Origin of the sequence: Corallococcus sp. AB038B (assembly GCF_003668955.1) — a bacterium.
GTDB lineage: Bacteria > Myxococcota > Myxococcia > Myxococcales > Myxococcaceae > Corallococcus > Corallococcus exiguus.
The window spans coordinates 1,035,418-1,059,225 of sequence record NZ_RAWO01000001.1 but is presented as its reverse complement, the minus strand read 5'-3'; the positions used below and the strand labels follow the sequence as shown (position 1 = coordinate 1,059,225).

Annotated in this window: 14 protein-coding genes; 3 read left to right on the top strand and 11 right to left on the bottom strand. The window is 70.0% G+C overall.

Annotated features, from left to right (window positions below):
- Nucleotides 1-5 precede the first annotated feature (5 nt).
- From D7Y04_RS04410 to D7Y04_RS04395, 4 genes are read right to left on the bottom strand one after another with little or no spacing between them, the layout of a single operon-like run.
- On the bottom strand, nt 6-1,196 hold the full coding sequence (locus tag D7Y04_RS04410) for a hybrid sensor histidine kinase/response regulator (RefSeq protein WP_121758415.1): 1,191 nt from the start codon (nt 1,194-1,196) through the stop codon (nt 6-8).
- Nucleotides 1,193-1,630, bottom strand: a complete 438-nt coding sequence (locus tag D7Y04_RS04405; protein ID WP_199749615.1) for a response regulator — start codon at nt 1,628-1,630, stop codon at nt 1,193-1,195. Before D7Y04_RS04405 ends, D7Y04_RS04410 begins: the two co-directional genes overlap by 4 nt.
- The gene (locus tag D7Y04_RS04400) at nt 1,627-3,897 is read right to left on the bottom strand and encodes an ATP-binding protein (protein ID WP_121758413.1); all 2,271 of its coding nucleotides are present in this window, start codon (nt 3,895-3,897) and stop codon (nt 1,627-1,629) included. Before D7Y04_RS04400 ends, D7Y04_RS04405 begins: the two co-directional genes overlap by 4 nt.
- Nucleotides 3,878-4,477, bottom strand: a complete 600-nt coding sequence (locus tag D7Y04_RS04395) for a biliverdin-producing heme oxygenase (protein ID WP_121758412.1) — start codon at nt 4,475-4,477, stop codon at nt 3,878-3,880. The genes D7Y04_RS04400 and D7Y04_RS04395 overlap by 20 nt, the downstream gene beginning before the upstream one ends.
- A 285-nt stretch (nt 4,478-4,762) precedes the next feature.
- On the opposite strand from D7Y04_RS04395, the gene gltB reads away from it, so the two are divergent.
- From gltB to D7Y04_RS04380, 3 genes are all read left to right on the top strand, one after another.
- Nucleotides 4,763-9,334 carry a glutamate synthase large subunit gene (gene gltB, locus D7Y04_RS04390; protein ID WP_121758411.1) on the top strand — a complete coding sequence of 1,524 codons (4,572 nt, stop codon included), beginning with the start codon at nt 4,763-4,765 and terminating at the stop codon, nt 9,332-9,334.
- A 3-nt stretch (nt 9,335-9,337) separates the two neighbouring features.
- Complete coding sequence (locus tag D7Y04_RS04385; RefSeq protein ID WP_121758410.1) at nt 9,338-10,798, top strand: glutamate synthase subunit beta; 1,461 nt, start codon at nt 9,338-9,340, stop codon at nt 10,796-10,798.
- Between the two features lie 116 nt (nt 10,799-10,914).
- Nucleotides 10,915-11,235, top strand: coding sequence for a hypothetical protein (locus tag D7Y04_RS04380; RefSeq protein WP_121758409.1), 321 nt, complete (start codon nt 10,915-10,917; stop codon nt 11,233-11,235).
- Between the two features lie 32 nt (nt 11,236-11,267).
- Here the strand turns inward: D7Y04_RS04380 and D7Y04_RS04375 are convergent, their stop codons facing one another.
- From D7Y04_RS04375 to D7Y04_RS04345, 7 genes are all read right to left on the bottom strand, one after another.
- Entirely contained in the window at nt 11,268-13,409 is a 2,142-nt protein-coding gene (locus D7Y04_RS04375) for a hypothetical protein (RefSeq protein WP_233601364.1), read from the bottom strand.
- Between the two features lie 274 nt (nt 13,410-13,683).
- Entirely contained in the window at nt 13,684-15,885 is a 2,202-nt protein-coding gene (locus D7Y04_RS04370; protein WP_199749614.1) for a hypothetical protein, read from the bottom strand.
- A 280-nt stretch (nt 15,886-16,165) separates the two neighbouring features.
- The gene (locus D7Y04_RS04365; RefSeq protein ID WP_120593375.1) at nt 16,166-17,554 is read right to left on the bottom strand and encodes an ammonium transporter; all 1,389 of its coding nucleotides are present in this window, start codon (nt 17,552-17,554) and stop codon (nt 16,166-16,168) included.
- 162 nt (nt 17,555-17,716) lie between these two features.
- The gene (locus tag D7Y04_RS04360) at nt 17,717-18,166 is read right to left on the bottom strand and encodes a hypothetical protein (RefSeq protein ID WP_120593376.1); all 450 of its coding nucleotides are present in this window, start codon (nt 18,164-18,166) and stop codon (nt 17,717-17,719) included.
- A gap of 106 nt (nt 18,167-18,272) precedes the next feature.
- The gene (locus D7Y04_RS04355) at nt 18,273-18,659 is read right to left on the bottom strand and encodes a hypothetical protein (RefSeq protein WP_120593377.1); all 387 of its coding nucleotides are present in this window, start codon (nt 18,657-18,659) and stop codon (nt 18,273-18,275) included.
- Nucleotides 18,660-18,671: 12 nt separating this feature from the next.
- Nucleotides 18,672-19,187 carry a hypothetical protein gene (locus D7Y04_RS04350; RefSeq protein WP_120593378.1) on the bottom strand — a complete coding sequence of 172 codons (516 nt, stop codon included), beginning with the start codon at nt 19,185-19,187 and terminating at the stop codon, nt 18,672-18,674.
- 65 nt (nt 19,188-19,252) lie between these two features.
- The gene (locus D7Y04_RS04345) at nt 19,253-23,596 is read right to left on the bottom strand and encodes a DEAD/DEAH box helicase (protein WP_199749613.1); all 4,344 of its coding nucleotides are present in this window, start codon (nt 23,594-23,596) and stop codon (nt 19,253-19,255) included.
- Nucleotides 23,597-23,808 lie beyond the last annotated feature (212 nt).

Below are 23,808 nucleotides of genomic sequence, written 5' to 3'. Positions count from 1 at the left end.
CCGCGCTACTGCGCGGTGTGCTCGGACGTGGACCGCGCGGGCCCCGCGCTGACCGTGATGCCCCGGGGCAGGCGCACGGTGAAGGTGGAGCCCTGCCCCTCCACGCTGCGCACGGCGAGCGTTCCCCCGTGCAGCTCCACCATGCGGCGCGCGCTGGCCAGGCCCACGCCGCTGCCGGACACGTCCCGGGACACGTTGCGCCCGCGGTGGAAGCGCTCGAAGACGAAGGGCAGGTCCCCCGCCGGGATGCCAATGCCCTGGTCCGTCACGGAGAACAGCACGAACTGCTGCGTCTCCGCTTCCTCCACCATCAGGTGCACGGTGACGGTGGAGCCCGCGGCGCTGTACTTCACCGCGTTGCCCATCAGGTTCTCCAGCACGCGCTCCAGGGCGTGCGCATCCCATTCGCCGGTGAAGTCGCGCCCGTCCGGCGCCTCCAGGACGAAGTGGTGGCGTGACGCGTTGGCCTCCAGCTCGCGCACCTTGCCGCGCACCATGGCCAGCAGGTCCATGGGCTCGCGCTTGAGCGGGCGCTCCTGGCCGCGCGTCACCTCCAGGAAGTGGTCGATGAGCTCGCCCATGCGGTGCGCCGCGCGCACGATGTGGCCCAGACGCGTCTCCAGGGCGGGCGTCATCGCGTCGGGGGGAATCTGCCGGCGCAGCACCTGGGCGTTGAGCGTCATGATTTGAAGCGGGCCCTTGAGGTCGTGCGTCGCCAGCGAGAAGAGCTCATCGCGCACGGCCAGGGCTTCGCGGGCGGCGGCCTCGGCGCGCTCGGCACGCAGGCGGCGCTCCTCCAGCTCGCGCGTCATCAGCACCGTGTCCACCGCGGCGCGCAGGCTGCGGCGAAGGCGCTCCGGGCTGAAGGCCTCCTTCACCAGGTAGTCCTGGGCGCCGGCCTTCATGGCGTCCACCGCCACGCGCTCGTTGCCGCTGCCGGTGAGCACCACCACGGCGGGCACCCTGGGCAGGCCCAGTTCCGTGATCTTCTTGAGCAGGGTGACGCCGTTCATGCCGGGCAGGTGGTAGTCGAGCAGCATCGCGTCCACCGCGTTGCCGGACAGGTACGCCAGCGCGTCCTCCGCGGAGGACACCGGCACCACATCCCATTGCATGTCCGGGTCACGCGCCAGCGCGCGGCTGACCGCGAGGCGGTCCGCCATGCCGTCGTCCACCAGCAGCACGCGCAGGCTCATGCTTCCGGCTCCTGGGGCTCGGGCAGACGCGCGGCCTTGAACCAGAAGGCATGGAGTGCTTCGGCGGTGGCCTGCAACTGGGGACCGACTTCGGGCTTGAACAGGTAGCTGTTGGCACCGTCCGCGTAGGCGCCGTCCACATCCTCCGCGGCCACGGACGAGGAGAAGATGATGACGGGGATGGAGCGCAGGTCGGGGTCCGCCTTCAGCGTGGCCAGCACCTCGCGCCCGCCGATGCCCGGCATGTGCAGGTCCAGCAGGATGAGCACCGGGCGCTCCGCGGCCGCGTGGACACCGCGCCGGTAGAGGTAGTCCAGGGCGTTCTCGCCGTCGCGCACGCGCACCACCGGCACGGGCAGCGGCAGACGCTTCGCGATGCGCATCAGCGCCTCCGCGTCCGGATCACTGTCCTCCACCAGCAGGAGCGGCTTCATGATCGCGGTGCCTCGCCCAGTGTGAAGAAGAACGTCGAGCCCCTTCCCAGCGCGGAGTCCACCCAGAGCATGCCGCCGTGCAGCGACACCAGCCGGCGCGCGATGGCCAGCCCCGCCCCCGTGCCGCCGCCGTAGGCCTGCGCGGGGTGCAGGCGGCGGAACAGCTCGAAGATGGCTTCATGGAATTGCGGCGCGATGCCGATGCCGGGGTCCTTCACGTAGAAAAGGTAGGGCACGGTGACATGCCGCGCCGCCTCCGGGCGCGTTTCTCCTGGCCCCAGGAAGCCCACCTCCACCCAGCGCGGCTCGGCTGTCTGGTACTTGGCCGCGTTGCTGATGAGGTTGGCCCACACCTGACGGATGCGGACGGCGTCACACGCCACCGTGGGCAGGCGGCGGGGCAAGCGGACCTCCACCCTGCCCTCCTCCAGCCGCGCGCCCAGCGTCCTCAGCACGTCCTCCACCAGGGCATGCTGATCCGTCTCCTCCCACGACAGCTCCAGCCGGCCCAGGCGGCTGTACTCGAAGAGGTTGTCGAGCAGTTCGTGCGTGCGCTTCGCCAGCCACGCCAGGGACTCCAACTGCCCGAGTCCGTCCGCGCCCAGCGTGGGGCCGAAGTCCTCCTGGAGGAAGGAGCTGTACTGGAGGATGCCGCGCAGGGGCTCCTTGAGGTCGTGCGCCACGGTGCCGCCGAAAGCGTCCAACTCCGCGTTGGAGCGGGCCAGCTCCCGCGACAGCCGGGCCAGCTCCTCCGCATGCCGCAGCACCACGCCCACCAGCGCGCCCTTGAGCGCGCGCGCCGCCTCCAGGTCCTGCGCGGACCACGGGGTGCAGGCGCCCTTCATCTCCTCACGCCACACGTCGAAGGACGTGCGGGGCCGCAGCCGCGCATGGCCCGGTTCCGGACGCACGGGCTTGTTCGGATTGCCGGCCCACGACACGGTGCGCGCCACCTCCGGGCGGAACCACAGCGCGAAGTGCGGCACGGAGGGGTCCAGGCGCACCGCCAGCAGGCCCGCGGCCACGTCCGCGCGCGAGGCCAGCGGCGGGTACACCGCCCCCAGCCGGTCCACGTGGAAGGCCTCGTCCGGCAGCTCCCGCTCCGAAAGCCACGCCACCAGGGCGCGCACCTCCTCCGCGGACGGAGTGGTGCCAAGCAGCAGGGGCGACGCCTCCGGACCCGCGCTCGCGCCCAGCACCAGCGCCACGCCGTGGGAGCCCGTGAGCTCCATCAGCAGCGGAGCCTGCGCCTCCAGCGCCTTCGCCGGGCTGCGCTCGCCCAGGTTCGGAAGGACCAGCGCGTTGAGCAGCGACGCGCGGCGCGCCTGGGCGGCGGACTCCAGGCTCCGCTCCTCCGCGGAGAGCTGGAGCGACAACAGCCGCGACAGCAACTCGCACGCCTGCCGCCGCGCGGCGGACACCGTGCGGGGCGCCAGGTGATGGCAGGCCATGAGCCCCCAGAGCTGTCCGTCCTTCAGGAGCGACACGCTGAAGGACGCGCCCACGCCCATGTTGCGCAGGTACTCCAGGTGGATTTCCGACACGCTGCGGAGCGCGGAGCCGGACAGGTCCAACGGGCGCTGGGTGCCGGGCAGCACCGGCGGCACCAGGGGCACGGCCTTCGCGTCCACGTCCGCGATGAGGCGCATGGGGTTGCGCGTGTAGAGGGCGCGCGCCTGCGCGGGGATGTCGCTCGCGGGGTAGTGCAGGCCCATGAAGGAGTCCACGCCCTCGCGCACGCTCTCCGCCACGACCTCGCCGTGGAAGTCCGCGTGGAAGCGGTAGACCATCACCCGGTCGTAGCCGATGAGCTCCCGCACCGCGTCCGCGGCCTCTTGAAGCAGCGCGACCGTGCCCTTCGCGCGAGCCAACGGTGACACCAGCCGCTGCACCGCGCTCAGCGCGGTCTCGTCCGAGCCCACGTCCTCGTCCGCCAGCGGCTCCAGCTCCAGCACGCGCAGGCCGTCGCTGTCATGCAGGAGCGCGGAGCAGCGCTGTCCCGACACCTCCACGGTGACGGGCCCCGGCCCCTTGCCCGCCTCCACGCGCGCGAGCAGCCCGCGAGGAAGCACGCCGGAGAGGGGCTTGCCCAGGAGCGCATCCGGCCCGGCGCCGAGCAGCGCCTGGACGTTCGCGCTCACGACCGCGACGGCCTTCGTGTCCCTGCGAAAGGCGACGAGCACACCCCGGGGCTGGATGCCCCCCAGCAGGTGGATGGGCTCGCGGTCACAGACGCTGAGGTCGGCATCAGAGACGGACGGGGACATCGTGCTCTCGCATCAACCAGGCGGCGAAGGTGTCGAAGGTGTCGCGGGCGCCCTGCACGACGGCCGCGTCGAAGGTCTCGGAGGCCGCCCGTTCGGACGCCCGGGTGAGGGCTTCACCGAACGCGCGCCACATGGGGCCCACCTGGTCGCCATAGGCCCGGAAGAAGGCAAAGCTCCCCACGCGCGCGTCCGACCCGAAGTGGCGCGTCAGGTGGCGCAGGATGAGCTGGCCCCCCAGCGTAGAGCCCTCCAGCACGTACGCGCAGCCCAGCGCCTCCGCCAGGCCCGGCAGCGACGGCAGCGAAGAAGCTCGCGGCAGCCGCGCGAGCGAGGCCGTGTCGTGCCCCATGGCGCGCAGGTCCGCTTCCAACAGCGGCGTCTTCCAGCGCGCCCCCAGGTCCAGCGCCGGCTCCAGGGCCGCCAGGGGCCCGGCGAGCAGCGCCTCCAGGGGCAGGTAGAGACCGTAGAAGGCCTCCAGCTGGCGCTGGTAGTCCGCGGGCGTCAGGTGCGCGTCCATCAGACGCACCACGCCCTCCGTACGCTCGTGGTGGGGACGCGTCTCCGTCTTCAGCCGCTGCATCAGTTCCAAAGTGGCCGGAGGATCGGAAGCGGCGCGGCAGGGGGAAAGAACCAATTGCGCTGAATGTTGGCCGTTCATCGCAGCCCACTGTCGTCCGTTCATTCACGCATGCGACGGGGGACGCACGGGGCGTGAGATTTCACGAAGTGCCTGTTTCCCCGGCACCACTCCACCCGGTGACTCGACCCCCTGAGTCGCCCTGTCTTTACGGACCGCGACACGCCGCGTTAGCCTGGAGGCTCCACAGCTTGGCTTCCCGCGTCATGCGGGAAAGGGGTTCTGACGATGCCGTTCACCCTCCCTCCGCGCTACGGGCTGTATGAGCCGGAGACCGAGCACGACGCCTGCGGCGTGGGATTCGTGGCCCACATCCGGGGACAGCGCTCGCGGGGCATCGTGGAGGACGCGCTGGAGCTGCTCAACCGCCTGAGCCACCGCGCCGCGGCAGGGCGCGACCCGGAGACGGGTGACGGCGCTGGCATCCTGGTGCAGTTGCCGCACCGCTTCTTCAACCATGAAGCGCCTCGGCTGGGTTTCGAGCTGCCGCCGCGCCGCCAGTACGGCGTGGCGCAGGTGTTCCTGCCGCAGGAGCCAGAGGCGCGCCGCGCGTGCGAGGCGCTGTTCGAGGACGTGGTGGAGGAGGAGGGGCAGCGGCTGCTCGGTTGGCGCGACGTGCCGGTGGCACCGGAGGAACTGGGGCCGCTCGCGCGAGAGGCCGCGCCGTTCATCCGGCAGCTGTTCATCGCTCGGCGCCGCGTGGTGCCCAGCGCCTTCGAGCGCAAGCTCTACCGCATCCGCAAGCTGGTGGAGAACCGCGTGCAGGCGCGCGGCGTGGATCCGCAGGGGCGCTTCCACGTGGCCAGCTGTTCGTCGGAGACGCTCATCTACAAGGGGCTGCTCCTGCCCCGGCAGTTGCCGCGCTTCTACGCGGACCTGCGGCACCCGGAGTTCGTCAGCGCGCTGGCGCTGGTGCACTCGCGCTTCTCCACCAACACCTTCCCCACGTGGGAGCTGGCGCAGCCGTTCCGCTTCATCGCGCACAACGGTGAAATCAATACACTGCGTGGCAACCGCAACTGGATGACGGCGCGGCGCGGGCTGCTCCAGACGGCGAAGCTGGGCGGGAGCCTGGAGCCGCTGTGGCCCATCATCGTCCCGGGCAAGAGCGACTCCGCGCAATTCGACAACATGGTGGAGCTGCTCTATCTGGGCGGCCGCACCCTGCCCCACGCGATGATGATGATGATCCCGGAGGCGTGGGAGGGTCACAAGGAGATGGGCGACGAGCGCCGCGCCTTCTACGAGTACTCCGCGTCCCTGCTGGAGCCATGGGACGGCCCCGCGGCCATCGCGTTCACGGATGGACAGCTCATTGGCGCGACGTTGGACCGCAACGGCCTGCGCCCCGCGCGCTACCTGGTGACGGAGGACGACCGCATCATCCTGGCGTCGGAGACGGGCGTCATCGACGTGCCTCCGTCACAGGTGCGCCGCAAGGGCCGGCTGACGCCGGGCCGCATGCTGCTGGTGGACACCACGGAGGGACGCATCCTGGAGGACGAGGAGGTGAAGCATGAAATCACCTCGCGCTGGCCCTACCGCCGCTGGCTCCAGCGCAACGTCTTCACCTTCGAGGACCTGCCCGCCGTCCCTGCCCCCGCGCGCCTGAAGGGCGAGACGCTGTGGCGGACGCAGCGCGCGTTTGGCTACACGGATGAGGACGTGCGCACCACGCTGGTGCCCATGGCGGAGACGGGCAAGGAGCCCACGGGCTCCATGGGCACGGACACGCCGCTGGCGGTGCTGAGCGACCAGGCCCCCACCCTCTTCAACTACTTCCACCAGCTCTTCGCGCAGGTGACCAACCCGCCCATCGACCCGCTGCGTGAGGCGCTGGTGATGACGCTGGCCACGGCGCTGGGCCCGGAGGGCAACACCTTCGAGGAGACGCCGGAGCAGTGCCACCGGCTGTCCCTGCCCGGCCCCATCCTCACCAACGGTCAGCTGGCGCGACTGGCGAACCTGCGTGGAGACACGGGCCTCTTCGAGCCGCGTCCCTTGAGCCTGCTGTACCCGCACGCTGGCGGCGCGGCGACAGCGCTGGAGGTCGCGGTGGAGCGGCTGTGCACGGCGGCGGTGGATGCCGTCGACGCGGGCGCGAGCATCCTTGTCCTGAGCGACCGGGGCGTGGACTCGGCGCACGCGGCCATCCCCGCGCTGCTGGCCGTGTCCGCGGTGCACCAGCGGTTGGTGCGCGACGGCACGCGCATGTACACGGGCATCGTGCTGGAGACGGCGGAGGCGCGCGAGGTGCACCACTTCGCGTGCCTGTTCGCCTACGGCGTGTCCGCGGTGAACCCATACCTGGCGCTGGACACGCTGCGCGCGCTGGCGGACGCGGGAGAGCTCAAGGCGGACGCGGACAAGGCGCAGGCGCAGTACCTCCACGGCCTGGAGGAGGGCCTGCTCAAGGTGATGTCCAAGATGGGCATCTCCACGCTCCAGTCCTACCGCGGCTCGCAGCTCTTCGAGGCAGTGGGGCTCCAGCGAAGCCTCATCGAGAAGCACTTCACCGGCACGTCGTCGCGAGTGGAGGGCGTGGGCCTTCCGGAGCTGGGCCGCGAGGTGGCGGAGCGGCACGCACGCGGCTTCGGCGTCGGCGCGGACGGCGAGGAGGACCTGCTGCCCGTGGGCGGTCAGTTCCGCTGGCGCCGGCAGGGCGAGCGCCACAAGTGGAACCCAGCCACCGTGGCGAAGCTCCAGGCGGCGGTGCGCGCGAACGACTCGGCGCAGTTCCAGGAGTACTCGAAGCTGGCGGACGACGAGACGCGCGACCACAGCAACCTGCGCGGCCTGCTGGACGTGGTGACGGACGGCTGTACGCCGGTGCCGCTGGAAGAGGTGGAGCCCGCGCTGGACCTGGCGCGGCGGTTCGTCACCGGCGCCATGTCCTTCGGCTCCATCAGCGCGGAGGCGCACGAGACGCTGGCCATCGCGATGAACCGGCTGGGCGGCAAGTCCAACAGCGGCGAGGGCGGAGAGGAGTCCCGCCGCTACACCAAGGACCCCAACGGCGACTCGCGCCGCAGCGCCATCAAGCAGGTGGCCAGCGCGCGCTTCGGCGTGACGGCCGAGTACCTGGTCAACGCGGACGAGCTCCAAATCAAGATGGCCCAGGGCGCCAAGCCCGGCGAGGGCGGTCAGCTTCCGGGCCACAAGGTGGACGAGCGGATTGCGCGCGTGCGCTGGAGCACGCCGGGCGTGACGCTGATTTCGCCGCCGCCGCACCACGACATCTACTCCATCGAGGACCTGGCGCAGCTCATCTACGACCTCCAGTCCGTGAACGCGAAGGCGCGCGTGAGCGTGAAGCTGGTGAGCGAGGTGGGCGTGGGCACCATCGCCGCGGGCGTGGCCAAGGCGGGCGCGGGCTGCGTGGTGGTGGCGGGCTACGAGGGCGGCACGGGCGCCTCTCCTCTCTCCAGCCTCCAGCACGCGGGCCTGCCGTGGGAGCTGGGGCTGGCGGAGACGCAGCAGGTGCTGGTGCACAACGGCCTGCGCTCACGAATCCGCGTGCAGGTGGACGGCGGCCTGCGCACCGCGCGCGACGTGCTGGTGGCGGCGCTGCTGGGCGCGGAGGAGTTCGGCCTGGCCACCGCGAGCCTCGTGTCCGTGGGCTGCATCATGCTGCGCAAGTGCCACCTCAACACCTGCTCGGCGGGCATCGCCACGCAGGACCCGGCGCTTCGCGAGCGCTACCAGGGCACGCCTGAAAACGTCGTGAGCTTCTTCCTGCTGCTGGCGGAGGACCTGCGCCGGCACATGGCGGCGCTGGGCGTGCGCAAGCTGGATGAGCTGGTGGGCCGGGTGGACCTGCTGCGCCAGCGTGCGGCGGTGGACCACTGGAAGGCGCGCAAGTTGGACCTGTCCGCGCTGCTCACCGCGCCGTCCGCGCCGGCCACCGAGCCGCGCCACTGCCAGACGCCGCACCGCAAGGACGTGGCGGACCACCTGGACCACGAGCTGCTGACCAAGGCGCAGTCCGTGCTCGCGGGCGGGCCGCCGTTGATGCTGACGCTGCCGGTGGCGAACACGCACCGCGCGGTGGGCGCCATGCTGTCCGGCGAGATTGCCCGCCGCCACGGCGCGCAGGGGCTGCCAGACGGGAAGCTGCGGGTGAAGCTGAAGGGCTCCGCGGGCCAGAGCTTCGGCGCGTTCCTCGCATCGGGTGTGACGCTGGAGCTGGAGGGCGACACCAACGACTACCTGGGCAAGGGGCTGTCCGGCGGACGCATCATCGTCTACCCGCCGGAGGGCAGCCGCTTCACGCCCGAGGAGAACGTGCTCGTCGGCAACACGGTGCTCTACGGCGCCACGGCCGGCGAGGTGTACCTGCGAGGGCTCGCGGGTGAGCGCTTCGCGGTGCGCAACAGCGGCGCGCAGGCGGTGGTGGAGGGCGTGGGCGACCACGGCTGCGAGTACATGACGGGCGGCGTGGTGGTGGTGCTGGGCCAGACGGGCCGCAACTTCGCGGCCGGCATGAGCGGCGGCACCGCGTACGTGCTGGACCGCGAGCGCAACTTCCGCGAGCGCTGCAACCTGGAGATGGTGGAGCTGGAGTCGTTGGTGGACGAGTCCGAAATCTGGCTCGTGCACGGGATGATTGAACGCCACCTGCACCACACCGGCAGCGCGCTCGCGCGGCGGGTGCTCGACAACTGGGAGCTGATGGTGCCGCAGTTCATGAAGGTGATGCCGTCCGACTACAAGCGCGTGCTCCAGGCGCGAAGGGCGGCGCGCAGGCCGCCACCGGCCGCGGGCGTGCAGCAACTCCACGTCGTTGGCGGGGGGGCCTGAACCATGGGCAAGCCCACGGGTTTCATGGAGTGGCAGCGCGTCCACGCACCCAAGCGGGACAAGGTGGAGCGCCTGGAGGACTGGCGCGAGCTGCACCTGCCGTTGGCGGCGGGCGAGGCGAAGCGGCAGGCGGGACGCTGCATGGACTGTGGCGTCCCCTTCTGCCACCAGGGGTGCCCGCTGGGGAACCTCATCCCGGACTTCAACGACGCGGTGTACCGGGGCCAGTGGAAGGAGGCGTACCAGGTGCTCAGCCGCACCAACACCTTCCCGGAGTTCACCGGACGGCTGTGCCCCGCGCCGTGCGAGGCCGCGTGCGTGCTGGCCATCGACCGGGACGCGGTCACCATCGAGCAGATGGAGAAGGAGATCTCCGAGCGAGCCTTCGCGGAGGGCTGGGTGAAGGCCCGGCCTCCGGCGCGGCGCACGGGCAAGCACGTGGCGGTGGTGGGCTCCGGCCCCGCGGGCCTGGCGGCGGCGGCGCAGCTGAACGCGGCCGGGCACAGCGTGACGGTGTACGAGAAGGACAGCCGCGCCGGAGGCCTGCTGCGCTACGGCATCCCGGACTTCAAGCTGGAGAAGGCGGTGCTGGACCGCCGGCTCGCGCTGATGGAGGCGGAGGGCATCGTCTTCCGCACGGGTGAGGACGTGGCCGTGACGCCGGGCTGGCGCGCGCTGCGCGAGCAGTACGACGGCGTGGTGCTGGCCCTGGGCGCGCGCAAGGCCCGCGAGCTGGACGTGCCGGGCCGCGAGCTGTCCGGCGTGCTTCAGGCCATGGACTACCTGGAGCACCAGAACCGCGTGGTGACGGCGGGAGCATCGCCGGACGCGCGCCTGGAAGCGCAAGGCAAGCGGGTCATCATCCTGGGCGGTGGCGACACGGGCTCGGACTGCCTGGGCACGGCGCTGCGCCAGGACGCGGCGAGCGTGATGCAGGTGGAGCTGCTCCCCGCACCGCCGCAGCTGCGCGCGAAGGAGAACCCGTGGCCGCGCTGGCCGCTGGTGTTCCGCACGTCGTCCAGCCAGGAGGAGGGCGGCGAGCGCGCCTTCGCGATGATGACGAAGCGGCTGGAGGGCGAGGACGGCCAGCTGAAGCGCCTGCACGCGGTGCGCGTGGAGATGCAGCGCGAGCCGAACGACGCACTGAAGCTGGTGGAGGTGCCGGGCTCCGAGCAGGTGTTCGAGGTGGACCTGCTCGTGCTCGCCATGGGCTTCACCGGCCCGAACACGGACCGGCTGGCGGAGGAACTGGGCGTGACGCTGTCGCCGCGCGGCACGGTGCAGGTCGACGCGAAGTTCGCCACCTCCGCGCCGGGCGTGTACTGCGCGGGCGACGCCAGCCGGGGCGCGAGCCTCATCGTCTGGGCGCTCGCGGACGGACGTGAGGCGGCGCGCGCGCTGGACACCTGGCTGTCCGGCACCGCCTCCGTGCTGCCCACGCGCGGTCAGGATTGCGCGTTCTAGACCTGGGTCAAAGTCAGACGCCTCACAGGAAAACGGGGCGTCTGGTTGCTTTTCCATTCCAGACGCGTCGGACTCCCGACACGGCCCTCGTCCTGGAGGGCCGATTGGGAGGCAGCATGCGGAAGCTGGGATTGGCTGGAGTCCTGACGGCGCTGTGGGCCGTGGCGGCGCTGGGCTGTGGGGGTGTGGCGCCCGCGGAGGAGGAGCTCGCGAGCACGGAGCAGGGGCTGGAGGCGTGCGTGCCGAACGCGACCTATTGCAGGCCGGACGGCTCGCGGGTCTGTGACTACGACGGCTTCTGCCGCCTCCCATGTACTCCGGGAGGCCCGTCGTCCCAGTGCGGGAGCCGCGAGCAGTGCTGCCTGGGCTACTACGACCCCTCGGAGGACATCCTCGTCCTCCCCCACTGCGCGCCCTCCTGCAACTACCCGCAATGAGCCCGGGGGCGCGGGCTCGCCGGACCTGAGGGTCAGTGGACGCGGGCCGCGGGCGGCTGGAGGAAGTCGAGCGGCAACTCCCGCGGCTGCGTCCTGAAGCCGGGACGCAGCTCCAGCAGTTGCTTCACCACGCCGATGTCACGGATGGGGCCCACGGTGAGCGCCGGCGCTGGCGCCCCGGGGGGCACGTCCAGGGGCACGCTCCCGGCGAGCGCCTCCATCCGGGACAGGAAGCCCAGGTCCAGGTCGATGAACCATCCGCACGTGGTGCAGCTGGCCAACTCCTGCAGCCGCTGATGCCGGCGCAGCAGGTCCGCGAACGGCCACGACGCCACGGCGGCCCCGAACTGGGCGTCCGGCACGGCGAACATGAAGCCCGGGCCTCCGCCCGTCAGGAACTTGGACAGCCGGGCCGGGATGCCCGACGTGGGGCTGACGTGCACGAAGGCCAGGTTGTCCGTGCCCGAAAAGTCGTTCGTGCCCGTGTCCTTGAAGTGACAGCCATTGCACGTATTGAGGGAGAACTCCTTCCGCGCGCAGACCTCCGTGGCATCCGAGGGCACCACGCTGAAGCCCTCCCAATGGGTGGGCGGCGCCACCAGCGCGTTGGCTCCCAGGAACGGTCTGCCATTGAGGGTGCGCGGCACCGTGAAGTGCGCGGTGCATCGGGTGGGGACGGTCACCGGCTGCTCGACGCCGTTCTTGACCTGCGTGCGGACGAAGGTGTCGATGTCCGGGTCCGTCTGGGAATCGTGGGTCGCGTCATCGGGAGTCAGCGCCATCGTGTGGACGCGCAGGGGCCCGTTGGAGGGTTTGTCCTTGCCGGTGACGGGGTGCTCGTCCGCCAGCCGGAACTCCCGCATCTCCCACGGAAACGCCAGGGCGACCTCGTTGGTGCGAATCTGGTTGAGCGCGTTCGCGTTGCCCTTCCCTGGAGCCCGTCCCCGCAGGACGACGTTCTGGGTCATCTGCGTGAGCTGCGCCTTGTAGGCCGCGTTGAAGGACGTGAACGTCCCCAGCAACGCCCACTGCCGCGCCCAGGCGACGACCGGCGCGCACCCCTCGCCGGGCACTCCGTATTCGAAGATGACGGTGAAGGGCTTGAGGTTGCACGTCGCCTCCGTTCCACCTCCCCAGGGCGAGGGGCGCGTCAGCCCGAAGATGAAGCGCAGCTCGCCCGGGTCCGTCGGCTTGTCGTCGTAGTCCCGGGTGCCGGCCAGGTCGATGCGGTTGACGATGGACAGCAGCCGGAAGGGCGCGATGTCCAGGTCCAGCGGCTTGCTCAGCACCACCTCCCAGCGACCCGTGGAGGTGTTCTGCTGGAGGGCCGAGGTCGCGCCGCTGGCGGCGGCCCAGGGGGCAATCACTTCGTCATACATCTTGCGGCGCGCGGGCACCGTGTCGCCGTTGGACTGGAAGTCATTGAGCCAGAGCGACAGCCAGTTCAGCACGAAGGCCTCCGGTCGCGCGCCGGACCCCTGGGACATCTCCCGCATGAGGTGCGCGAAGGTCCACACCCCGCCCTTCGTCCCCGCGCCGGTGCACGGGTCCCACGTGCGCGCCGGGTCGAGCACCACGGCCGGATCGCGGATCATCTGCGTCCGCTCCCACTGGGGCTGGGTGGAGGTCGGCACCAGCGGGCAGTTCATGACCGGCACCTGCCTACCCCACCTGAAGGCCTCCGCGTCCACGGGGAGCCCCTCGTAGCGGGCGACCGGGTGGCGGCCGTTGAACAGGACGGTCTCCCGGGTGGTCGGCCCAAGCTCGCCCGAGGCCAGGCGGCGCTCGTTCTCCTGGCGTCGCTCCAGCTCCGAGTCCGGGAGCCGCGCGAAGAGCGTGAAGAAGTCCGGTCCGGGGCTCGAGGGAATCGCGCCCAGCCGGGCCAGCGTGTCGGAGTGGAACAGGACCGTGGGCCGCGCCGGGTCTCCCACCACGCGCACCAGGCTGTCCGACAGGAGCCGGTTGGCCGGAGGCGGCAGCTTCACGTGCACCGCCGTCGTCTCCCCCAGCGACGTGGGCTGTTCCAGCTTCTGGACGAAGGTTCCGGCGACGGACAGGCCCGGCACGAGGGGCAGTTCACCCAGGCTCGTGCTGCTCCCCCGCGACTCCTCCGCGGCGTCCTGCCGCGAAGGCTCCTGCGCCGGATCCTTCGCGCAGCCACTGACCGCCAGCACGGCTCCCAAGACAGCGATTCTCAACTCCTCGCACTTCCGAAACATACATTCCCCCCGGCAATGCCAGCCTTTGCATGAACTGGCTGGCATTGACTCAACGCCGCAGGGGTGAAGTGCGCGCACGGACGTCCAACCCATGACGGGTCGCAGTCACGCCCCGGACAAGGTGCTGCCCGCGCGAGTGATCAGCAGGGGCTCCACCCATTCCCTTCCCGACAGGCTCACGGCCTCGCGGGGTCCACACGCTTGGAGGCCCAACGCATCACGGAGCCCGTCAGTGGACGCGGGCCGCGGGCGGCTCGAGGAAGTCGAGCGGCAGCTCCCGCGGCCGCATCCTGAAGCCAGGGCGCAGCTCCAGGAGCTGCTTCACCATGTCGACATCGCGGATGGGACCCACCGTGAACGTCGACACGGGTGAGCCGGGCGCCACGTCCAGGGGCACGCTCCCGGCGAGCGCCTCCATCCGGTTCAGGTAGCCCGCGTCCAGGTCGATGAACCATCCACAGGCGGAGCAATGGGCCAGCTCCTGGAGCCGCTGGTGGCGGCGCAGCAGGTCCGCGAACGGCCACGACGTCAGCTGCGCTCCGAACTGGGCATCCGGCACGACGAACATGAAGCCGTTGCCCCCACCCGTCAGGAACTTGGACTGGCGGGCCGGGATGCCCGACGTGGGACTGACGTGCGTGAAGGCGAGGTTGTCCGTGCCGGAGAAGTCGTTGGTGCCCGTGTCCTTGAAGTGACAGCCATTGCACGTGTTGCTGGAGAACTCCTTCCGCGCGCAGACCTCCGTGGCGCTGGTGGATACCGCGGAGAGGGCCTCCCAGTGGGTGGGCGGCGCCACCTGCGCGTTGGCGCCCAGGAAGGGCATGCCGTTGAGTGCGTGAGGCACCGTGAAGCGGGCGGTGCAGTGGGTGGGGACGGTCACCGGCTGCTCGACGCCGTTCTTGACGTGCGTGCGCACGAAGAAGTCCACGTCGGGGTCCGTGCGGAAGTCGTGGGTCGCGTCATCGGGTGTCAGCGCCATCGTGTGGACGCGCAACAGCCCGTTGGAGGGGGTGTCCTTGCCGGTGCCGGGGTGCTCGTCCGCCAGGTGGAATTCCCTCAGCTCCCACGGAAACGCCAGGGCCACCTCGTTGGTGCGCAGCTGGTTGAGCGCGCTCCGGTTGCCCTTCCCAGGCGAGCGCCCATGCCGGACGACGCTCTCCGTCATCTGCTGCAGTCGCGACCGGTAGGCCTCGTTGAAGGCGGGGTCCATCCCCAGTCCCACCCACTGCCGCGCCCAGCCGGTGATGGCCCGGCAGCCCTCGCCCGGCACGCCGTATTCGAAGATGGTGGTGAAGGGCTTGAGGTTGCACGTCGCCTCCGTCCCACCTCCCCAGGGCGAGGGGCGCGTCAGCCCGAAGATGAAGCGCAGCTCGCCCGGGGTGGATGAACGGCCGGAGTATTCCGTGCTGCCCGCCAGGTCGATGCGGTTGACGATGGCCAGCAACCGGAAGGGCGCGATGTCCAGGTCCAGCGGCTGGCGCAGCACCACCTCCCAGCGGCCCGTGCCGACGTTGAACTCGAGGGACGAGGTCGCGCCGCTGGCGGCGGCCCAGGGGGCAATGACTTCGTCATACATCTTGCGGCGAGCGGGCACCGTGTCGCCGTTCGCCTGGAAGTCATTGAGCCAGAGTGACAGCCACTCGAGCACGAAGTCCTCCGGGCTCACGCCGGAGCCCTGGGCCATCTCCCGCATGAGGTGCGCGAAGGTCCACACCCCGCCCTTCGTCCCCGCGCCGGTGCAAGGGTCCCACGTGCGCGCCGGGTCGAGCACCACGGCCGGGTCGCGGATCATCAGCGTCCGCTCCCACCAGGCCTCGGTGGAGGCTGGCATCTGGGGGCAGCTCGTCTGGGGCACGAGCGCGCCCTGCGCGAAGGCGTTGGCGTCCATGGAGAGCCCCTCGTAACGGGCAGCCGGGTGGCGACCGTTGAACAGGACGGTCTCCCGGGTGGGCATCCCGAACTCGCCCGAGGCCAGCCGTCGCTCGCTCTCCCAGCGGCGCTCCACCTCCGAGTCCGGGAGCCGCGCGAAGAGGGTGAAGAACTCGGGGCCCGGGCTCGCCGGAATCACCCCCAGCCGGGCCAGGGTGTCGGAGTGAAAGAGGACGGTGGGCCCTGACGAATCACCGACCACGCGCACCAGGCTGCCCGCGAGCCCGCGATTGGCGGGGGGCGGCAGCTTCACGTGCACCGCCGTCGTCTCTCCCAGGGACGTGGGCTTGCCCAGTTTCTGGGCGAAGACCTTCGCGACGGACAGGCCCGACACGACGGGCAGCTCCCCCAGGCTCGGGGTGTCTCCTGGGCCCGCCTGCACACCCGCCGGGGCCACTCGCACCGGCGGGGGCTGCGCGGAGGCGGGCTCCTTCGAGCAACCCCACACCGCGAGCACGATTCCCAGGACAGCGATTCTCCACTCATTGCGTTTCCGCGACATGCGCTCCCCCACGCGAAGCGACAGCCCCGTCATTCGATGACGGGCCTTGTCTCAACGCCGAAGTTGCCCATGCATGAACGGACGACCAACGCATGACAGGTCCCAGTCAGGCCTCGGACAGGGTGCTGCCCGCGCGAATGATCAGCGAGGACGCCCCCATCCCATTCCCGACAGGCTCACGGCCTCGCGGGGTCCACACGCTTGGAGGCCCAACGCACCACGGGGCCCACCCGCGTGAAGCGGAGGGCCCCGTGTCTACAGCATCGACAGGGAGAGGATGTTACGCGGGCACGGGCTCCGACGAAGCGGCGTGCTCCGGAGCAATGGGCGCGCTCGCAACGGGCGGCGTGGGGACGGCGAGCGCCGCGGTAGGGACCTCGCCCACGGTCTCTCCGTGCTGGCTCAGGTCGAGGCCCTCCTCCTCCTGCTCGCGGGTGACGCGCAGCGGGACGATGCGGTCGACGATCTTGTAGAGGATGTACGAGCCCACGAAGGAGAAGACGGAGACGACGACCAGCGCCAGCAGGTGCATGAAGAAGGTGCGCGTGCTGCCGTAGAGCAGGCCCACGTCCTTGGCGAGCACGCCGGTGAGCACCATGCCCACGATGCCGCCCAGGCCATGGCAGGGGAACACGTCGAGCGTGTCATCCAGCGCGGTGCGGCTCTTGAAGTGGACGGCGGCGTTGCTGACGAAGCTGGCGACCAGGCCCACCACGATGCTCTGCCCCACGGTGATGAAGCCGGCGGCGGGGGTGACGGCGACCAGGCCCACCACCGCGCCCACGCAGGCGCCCATGGCGCTGGGCTTGCGGCCGCGCAGCCAGTCGAAGGCGATCCACCCGAGCATCGCGGCGGCGGAGGCCGTGTTGGTGGTGGCGAAGGCGAGCGTGGCCAGCGACGACGCGGACAGCGCGGAGCCGGCGTTGAAGCCGAACCAGCCGAACCACAGCATGCCCGTGCCGAGCATCACGAAGGGAACATTGGCGGGAGCATGCGTGGCGTGCGTCAGGTGCACCTGGCGGCGGCCCAGGACGATGGCGCCCGCGAGCGCGGCGAGGCCCGCGGACATGTGCACCACGGTGCCACCGGCGAAGTCGAGCACGCCCCACTGGCGCAGGAAGCCCTCCGGGTGCCACGTCCAGTGGGCGAGCGGCGCGTAGATGAAGACGCTGAAGAGCACCATGAAGAGCAGGTACGCCTTGAAGCGCACGCGCTCCGCGAACGCGCCGGTGATGAGCGCCGGGGTGATGATGGCGAACTTGAGCTGGAAGAGCGCGAAGAGGAGCAGCGGCACGGTGGGCGCAAGGTCCGGGTGCGTCTCGCCGCCCACGCCGCTGAACATGAAGAAGGTGCGCGGATCACCGATGAGGCCGTGGAAGCTGTCACCGAAGCAAAGGCTGAAGCCCACCACGACCCACAGCACGCTGATGACGGCCATGGCGATGAAGCTCTGCATCAGGGTGGAGACCACGTTCTTCAGCCGCACCATGCCGCCGTAGAAGAACGACAGGCCGGGCGTCATCAGCAGCACCAGCGCCGTGGCGGTGAGCAGCCACGCGGTGTCCGCAGGGTTGATGGGACCGCCCTGCTTCACCTGCGCCGCCGGGGCCACCAGGAGTCCCGCCCCCCCCACCGCCACCAGCAGGACCATCGCCATCCACTTCTGCATCGCCGCACCTCTCCAAAGAGCTGACGCGATGCATTGTGGGCTCTATGCGGGTTATTTTCAACCCGACGGAAGCTAAAATCCATCGAACTAAGTATAAATTTTGAATCTTTAGGCCCAGCACACAACATTTCAGCAGCAACCACCAGGACGGCGGCCTGGTCGCTACCTCCTGTCCAGGATGCGTCCCTGTCCGTCGATCGCGTAGACGGCGCCCCCATCCAGGATGGGCTCGCTCAAGCCGCAGCGTGATGGCTGCGGGGAGAACCACACGAAGAACAGGTCGGCTCCCGATTGGAGGACATGGGTGTCGTAGGTGCTACGCCTGGAGAGGCACTGCGCCATGCGCTTGTCGGGGTCCTGGGTCTGGAGCTCCGAGCCTGGGGGCAGGAACTCGTTCATCGCGACTTCGAGGGCGGCCATCACGGGGCCTTCTAGATGAACGCCTTCCTTGAACGAGTTCGGGAACACCACGGCTGCGGCCTCTTGGGGAGGCGCCAGGGGTCCCTTGAGCTCATGCATGCCAGTGGCGAGTTGGCGGACACGCATGTCCGGATGTTGCGCTGAGCAGCCCAGCGCCACGAACACCGCCATCCAGTACAGGTTCGTTGGCATTCACGGTCTCCTGGGAGATCACCACAGATGCCTATCAAACCGCGTACGGCCGACTCCAGCGCATCGGGACGGATATCGCGCGCGGAGCCAGACTGTGCCGCGCGGGTCAGTCCTCCTCCGACTCCATCGCGTTCAGTTCTTCTGGCAGCGGGGCGTTCATCAAGGTGAGCCTCCCGGGGAGCTGGACCACGAGGAAGCCCGCGCCGTCGATCCGGATGTGCATTCCGTGTGCGGCTGTACCTTCCTTGAGCCATGCCTCCGCGTCAGTCCGCGTTTCAAAATCACGTTCGACCTTGATCTTGAAATCCGGACTGAGGAGCTCGCGGTAGTAGCGTGTGAAGTCGTCCAACTTGTTCATGTGCCGGACGTAGATGAGGCAGATCGCCGCGACCTGGAGGGCGTTCCATTCTCGTGAGCCCTTCTCGTGACGCTGGGTCTCGTCACCCAGGACAGCGAGAACATCCTCCACATTGATTTCCGGCTCCTTGTTCACGGATACGTCCTTTCAAATGGGGCTCAGCACCAACAGTCCTGCGGGAGCCACGACGAGCGAGAAAGCCATTCCCGCGACGACGACCACGGTTCCCAAGGCGACCTCGGACTTGTGTTCCCGGAGCCAGTCCAACGCGGCAGTCATGTCAGGGAATCGCAGTTCCCGTTTCGTACCCTGTTGCGCCAGTGCATCCTGCTCCTTGATGCAGTTCATGAACGCTTCAAGGCATTGGCTCGTGCAGAGCCGGTGGTGGCTTTCTGAGTGCTTCTCCATGTCTTCTACTGTCGGCTTTCGTCTCCAGCACTTCTGGAAACACTGCTTCTGCATCTCGCCGCAGTAGGCATCCGCCCCAGAGCCGCCAGTGCCAGGCCCTTCGGCCGTTCCGACGCCTCGCGCATCCTCGGAGACGACATAGGTCTTCCGCTCGGGACGTTGGGTGTGTCCACAAGCGGTAGCCATCATCATCGTGAGAACGAAGAAGGCCCCGGCATGAGAACCGGGGCTTCCGTGCCGGACACTGGGGTTCATGGGAGTCACTCCACCCCTGAACCCCAACTGTCCTCAAGCCACGACGGGACTCTGTCCTGCGCAGGTCAGTTCACCTGCGCGAGCGAACCATCGACTTCCGCGTCCTCGTTCTCCGGCGCGTCCTCCACCGCGTCGACGCCCTGCGGAATCCCATCCACGTAGGTGACGACGTTGTTCGGCAGCGCGGCCACGCGCGGGCCCGGTGTCACCACGCCCGTGAGGTTCAGCGGATCCACGCCGGACAGCTGGATGCGCACGCCTGACGGAGGCGCGCGCCGCACCGCTCGCGCCATGTCCACCGCTTCTGGCAGCGCGAACTGCTCACCCACGAAGCCTGACACGAAGCGCCCACCGCGCAGCTCGCCTCGCGCTTCCATGCGCCGGTAGACGAACAGCAGGTCGCGCCACGTGGGCGCCAATGACTCGCGCATCACCAGGTCGCGCCAGACGATGCCGTAGCGCTGGAGGAACAGCTTCGCCAGCGACTCCGTCACCTCCTCCTGCGACTTCGGCTCTGCTGGCGCCAGCAGGCTCCAGCGGCCCGGACCGCCCCGGTTGAGCAGCTTCTGCCGCTTGCGGTGCGCCGGGCTCTGCAGGATGCGCAGGTTCTGCACCGCGTCCGCCGTCACGAGCCCCTTCGCCACCAGCTCCCACAGCGCGTCCTCCACCTCCGCCGGCAGCCGCCGCGCCCGTGTCACCAGGTCCTGGAAGAAGCACGCGCCTCGCCGCTCCAGCACGCCCACCACGTCCTTCGCCGCCGCGCTCAGGTCCGGCGGCGTCCACACGCCCCCGTCCGCCAGCACTGCGTGCGGACGCGCCGCCGCGAGCATCCACTCCAGGTCCTCGCGCACCGTGAACGTCAGCGGCGCGTTGCGCGTCGGTGAAGACCGCTTCGCCACCACCGGCTCCGGGGCTTCCACCGGCGCGCCCCGGCGCGGGCCCGCGGGCTTCGGCGGATCCTTCAGCGTCACCCGCCCCCACGCCACCTCGCCCGCGTAGCACGCGCGCTCCATCAGGTCCGGCGTGTAGCCCCGCATGCGCGCGGGCAACAGGAAGCGCTCCCACGCGGAGGCCGGCGCTTCGTACCCCTGCAGCAGCCGCACCGCCTTGAGCAACCCCGTGGAGCCTCGCAGCGCGTCCACGTCCTCCAGGTGGTGCCACCGGAAGAGGAAGCGCATGAAGTCCTGGGGGCTCAGCGGTTCAATCTCGCGGCGCAGCCGCCCCACCGTCAGCCGGTGGATGCGCTGGAGCAGTCGCCGGTCGCACCACTCCAGCACCGGGCTTCCGTCCGCGTCCCGAGGCACCGGCACGTCGTCCTGCGCGCGGAACTGGCCTCGCAGCACGCTGCCCTGGCTCTCCAGGTTGTGCAGCGCCAGGTTGATGTCGTCCGGATCCAACAGCGTCAGCCGCGCCAACTCCGTCACAGTGGTGGGCCCCACCAACTCCATCCGCCCACGCACCACCTGGAGCACCGCCGCGTCGCGCTCCACCGGCCGGTCGTACTCCAGCACCGGCAACACCGGCTGCGTCTGGGCGTCCGGGAAGAGCGCTCGCACCGCGTTGCCTCGCTCCGCCGACACGAGGAACCGACCGCCCTGCCGCTCCAGCCAGGCCACGCGCCCCTGCTTGAAGAGCCCTGTCTCCAGGCCTCGCGGCACCTCCGACGCTCGCACCAGCACCAGCTGCAACAGCGCGTCGTGCAGCTCGTCCTCGTCGCGCATCGGCTGCGCGGCGTCCTCCACCACCTGCCGGATGGCGTTCGCGTCCAGCGCTCCGAACGCCGCCGCGTCCTCCGCGGGCATCGCGCGGCGCAGGGCCACGTTGCGCACGCGGCGCTCCTCGGCCGGCGCGTCGTCCAGGAAGGTGTAGGGCTGGCTGTTGATGAGCGCGTGCGCGAAGACGCTCGGCTCCGGAACGTCTCGCGCGACCAGCTGGATGCGCCCGTCCTTCATGCGACGGAGCACCTCGCGCAGGCCGTCGATGTCCATCGCCTCGCGCAGACAGTCGTCCATCGTCTGCTTCACCAGCGGATGGTCCGGCAGCTCCACGTCCCCGCCGCCATGGTTGTCCTGGCAGCCCACCTGCGCGGGGAACACCGCCGCCAGCAGGTCCTCGCTGCGCGCGCGCTGGAGGTTCGGCGCCACGCGCTTGCCTCCCATCATCCGGTGCAGCGTCAACGCTCGCGACGCCACCCACCGGAAGCGCGTGCCGAAGATGGGCGCCTGGAGGATGGCCTGTACCAGCACCTCCTCCACGTTGTCCGGGTGCAGGAAGTCGAAGATGTCCGCCAGAGGGAACGAGTGCTGTTCCCCCAGGCTCAGGAGGATGCCGTCCTCCGTGGCCGCCGCCTGCAACTCGAAGTCGAACGAGCGGCAGAAGCGCTTGCGCAGCGCCATGCCCCACGCGCGGTTGATGCGGCTACCGAACGGCGCGTGGATGATCAGCTGCATGCCGCCGGCCTCGTCGAAGAAGCGCTCGGCGACGATCTGCGTGTGGCTGGGCACCACATCGCCCAGCATCTTCTTGCCCAGCCGCAGGTAGCCCAGCAGCGCATCCACCGCGGGCGGCGGCACTCGCAGGAGCTTCTCCAGGAAGCCCGCCGGATCATCGTGGCGCAGCAGCTCCTCGCGCAGCCGGCCCACCTGGAGGCTCAGCTCGTCCGTGCGGCCCGGGGCCTCGCCTCGCCAGAAGGGCACATTGGGCGGCGCTCCCTTCGCGTCCTCCACCATCACCGTGCTGCCCATGACGCGCTGGATGCGCCACGCGGTGCTGCCTAGCAGGAAGATGTCTCCCGGCGAGGACTCCACCGCGAAGTCCTCGTCCAGCGTGCCCACGACCTTGCCTTCCGGCTGCGCGGTGACGCTGAAGTTGAACGTGTCCGGGATGGCGCCGCCGTTGGTGAGCGCGGTGATGCGCACGCCCCGGCGCCCCTTGAGCCGCTGGTTCACCCGGTCCCGGTGCAGGTGGATGCTGCCCCGGCCCCGGCGCTCGGAGACGCCTTCGGAGAGCATCTCCAGCACCTGCTGGTACTCCTCCCAGGTGAGGTCCTGGTAGGGGTACGCGCGCTGGAAGATGCTGAAGAGGGCGCGCTCGTCCCATTCCTCGCACGCGCACGCGGCGACAATCTGTTGCGCCAGCACGTCCAGCGGCTTCTTGGGGATGCGGACCGCGTCCAGGTCGCCCTCGCGCACGGCGTTGAGGAGCGCGACGCATTCCACCAGTTCGTCGCGCGTCATCGCGAAGAGGATGCCCTTGGAGATGCCCGCCTTGTGGTGGCCCGCGCGGCCCACGCGCTGGAGCAACACGGAGATGGCCTTGGTGGTGCCCAACTGCACGACCAGGTCCACGTTGCCCACGTCAATGCCCAGCTCCAGCGACGCGGTGGCGACCATCACGCGCAGCTGGCCGGCCTTGAGGCGCTCTTCCGCGGACAGGCGCATCTCGCGGGACATGCTGCCGTGGTGCGCGGCCACCAACGCCTGGCCCAGGCGTTCGCCCAGGTCGTGCGCCACGCGCTCGGACATCTTGCGCGTGTTGACGAAGATGAGCGTGGTGCGGTGCTCACTGGAGAGCTGGATCAGCCGGTCATAGACCTGCCCCCACATCTCGTGGCTTGCGATGGAGGACAGCTCCGCGTCCGGGATCTCGACCTTGAGGTCCCATGGGCGCTGGTGGCCGACCTCCACGCGCTTGCACTCGGTGAGGGTCGCGCCGGTGAGGAAACCCGAGATGGCGTCCAGCGGCTTCTGCGTGGCGGACAGGCCCAACAGCTGGGGGCGCACGTCGGTGAGGGCCTTGAGGCGCTCCATGGACAGCGCGAAGTGGCTGCCGCGCTTGTCGCGGGCGAGCGCGTGGATTTCGTCCACGATGACCGTGCGCACGTGGCGCAGGGTGGCGCGGGCGCGCTCGGCGGTGAGGTAGAGGTAGAGGGACTCGGGCGTGGTGATGAGGATGTGCGGCGGGCGGCGCACCATCTGGGCGCGCTCGCCCGCGGGCGTGTCGCCGGTGCGCACCTGCACGCGCAACTGCTGCGGTTCGTAGCCCTCCTCGCGCGCCAGGGTCATCAGCTCCTCCAGCGGCTGGAGGAGGTTCTTCTGCACGTCGTTGCCCAGGGCCTTCAGGGGCGACACATAGAGGACGCGCGTGTGGTCTGGCAGCGTGCTGTCGAGCGCCATGCGAAACAGCGAGTCCAGCGCCGCAAGGAACGCCGTGAGCGTCTTGCCGCTGCCCGTGGGCGCGGCGATGAGCACGTCGTGGCCGGCCTGGATGAGCGGCCAGCCTTCAATCTGCGGACGGGTGGGTTCACCCAGGCGTGTGGCGAACCAGCGCCGCACCACCGGGTGGAAGGCGGCGAGCGCCGGATGGGCCGCGAACTCCGACGTAAAGGCGAGGGCGATTTGAGGGGACATGGCGGGCTCCCAGAGGGCCAGCCTGAACACAGGTACAGCGCGTCGTCAACGGACGGGGGGTGCCGCCTTCGGCCCCCAAGTCAGGGGATGTCGGAGGGCCCGCGTATACCCCCGAACCGTCGACGGATTCGTCTCCCCAGCAGGACGCAGGGCACTCAGGCGAGCAGGTATCACTTGCCGTAGGGCACCGCATCACGGTGCTGCCTGATTCC

What these genes read in the sequence shown, in the direction of transcription:
- D7Y04_RS04405 (WP_199749615.1), bottom strand. Translation starts at nt 1,630, where the DNA reads ATGAAGCCGCTCCTGCTGGTGGAGGACAGTGATCCGGACGCGGAGGCG.
- D7Y04_RS04360 (WP_120593376.1), bottom strand. Translation starts at nt 18,166, where the DNA reads ATGCCAACGAACCTGTACTGGATGGCGGTGTTCGTGGCGCTGGGCTGC.
- D7Y04_RS04385 (WP_121758410.1), top strand. Translation starts at nt 9,338, where the DNA reads ATGGGCAAGCCCACGGGTTTCATGGAGTGGCAGCGCGTCCACGCACCC.
- gltB (WP_121758411.1), top strand. Translation starts at nt 4,763, where the DNA reads ATGCCGTTCACCCTCCCTCCGCGCTACGGGCTGTATGAGCCGGAGACC.
- D7Y04_RS04400 (WP_121758413.1), bottom strand. Translation starts at nt 3,897, where the DNA reads ATGTCCCCGTCCGTCTCTGATGCCGACCTCAGCGTCTGTGACCGCGAG.
- D7Y04_RS04370 (WP_199749614.1), bottom strand. Translation starts at nt 15,885, where the DNA reads ATGTCGCGGAAACGCAATGAGTGGAGAATCGCTGTCCTGGGAATCGTG.
- D7Y04_RS04380 (WP_121758409.1), top strand. Translation starts at nt 10,915, where the DNA reads ATGCGGAAGCTGGGATTGGCTGGAGTCCTGACGGCGCTGTGGGCCGTG.
- D7Y04_RS04395 (WP_121758412.1), bottom strand. Translation starts at nt 4,477, where the DNA reads ATGCAGCGGCTGAAGACGGAGACGCGTCCCCACCACGAGCGTACGGAG.
- D7Y04_RS04365 (WP_120593375.1), bottom strand. Translation starts at nt 17,554, where the DNA reads ATGCAGAAGTGGATGGCGATGGTCCTGCTGGTGGCGGTGGGGGGGGCG.
- D7Y04_RS04350 (WP_120593378.1), bottom strand. Translation starts at nt 19,187, where the DNA reads ATGAACCCCAGTGTCCGGCACGGAAGCCCCGGTTCTCATGCCGGGGCC.
- D7Y04_RS04345 (WP_199749613.1), bottom strand. Translation starts at nt 23,596, where the DNA reads ATGTCCCCTCAAATCGCCCTCGCCTTTACGTCGGAGTTCGCGGCCCAT.
- D7Y04_RS04410 (WP_121758415.1), bottom strand. Translation starts at nt 1,196, where the DNA reads ATGAGCCTGCGCGTGCTGCTGGTGGACGACGGCATGGCGGACCGCCTC.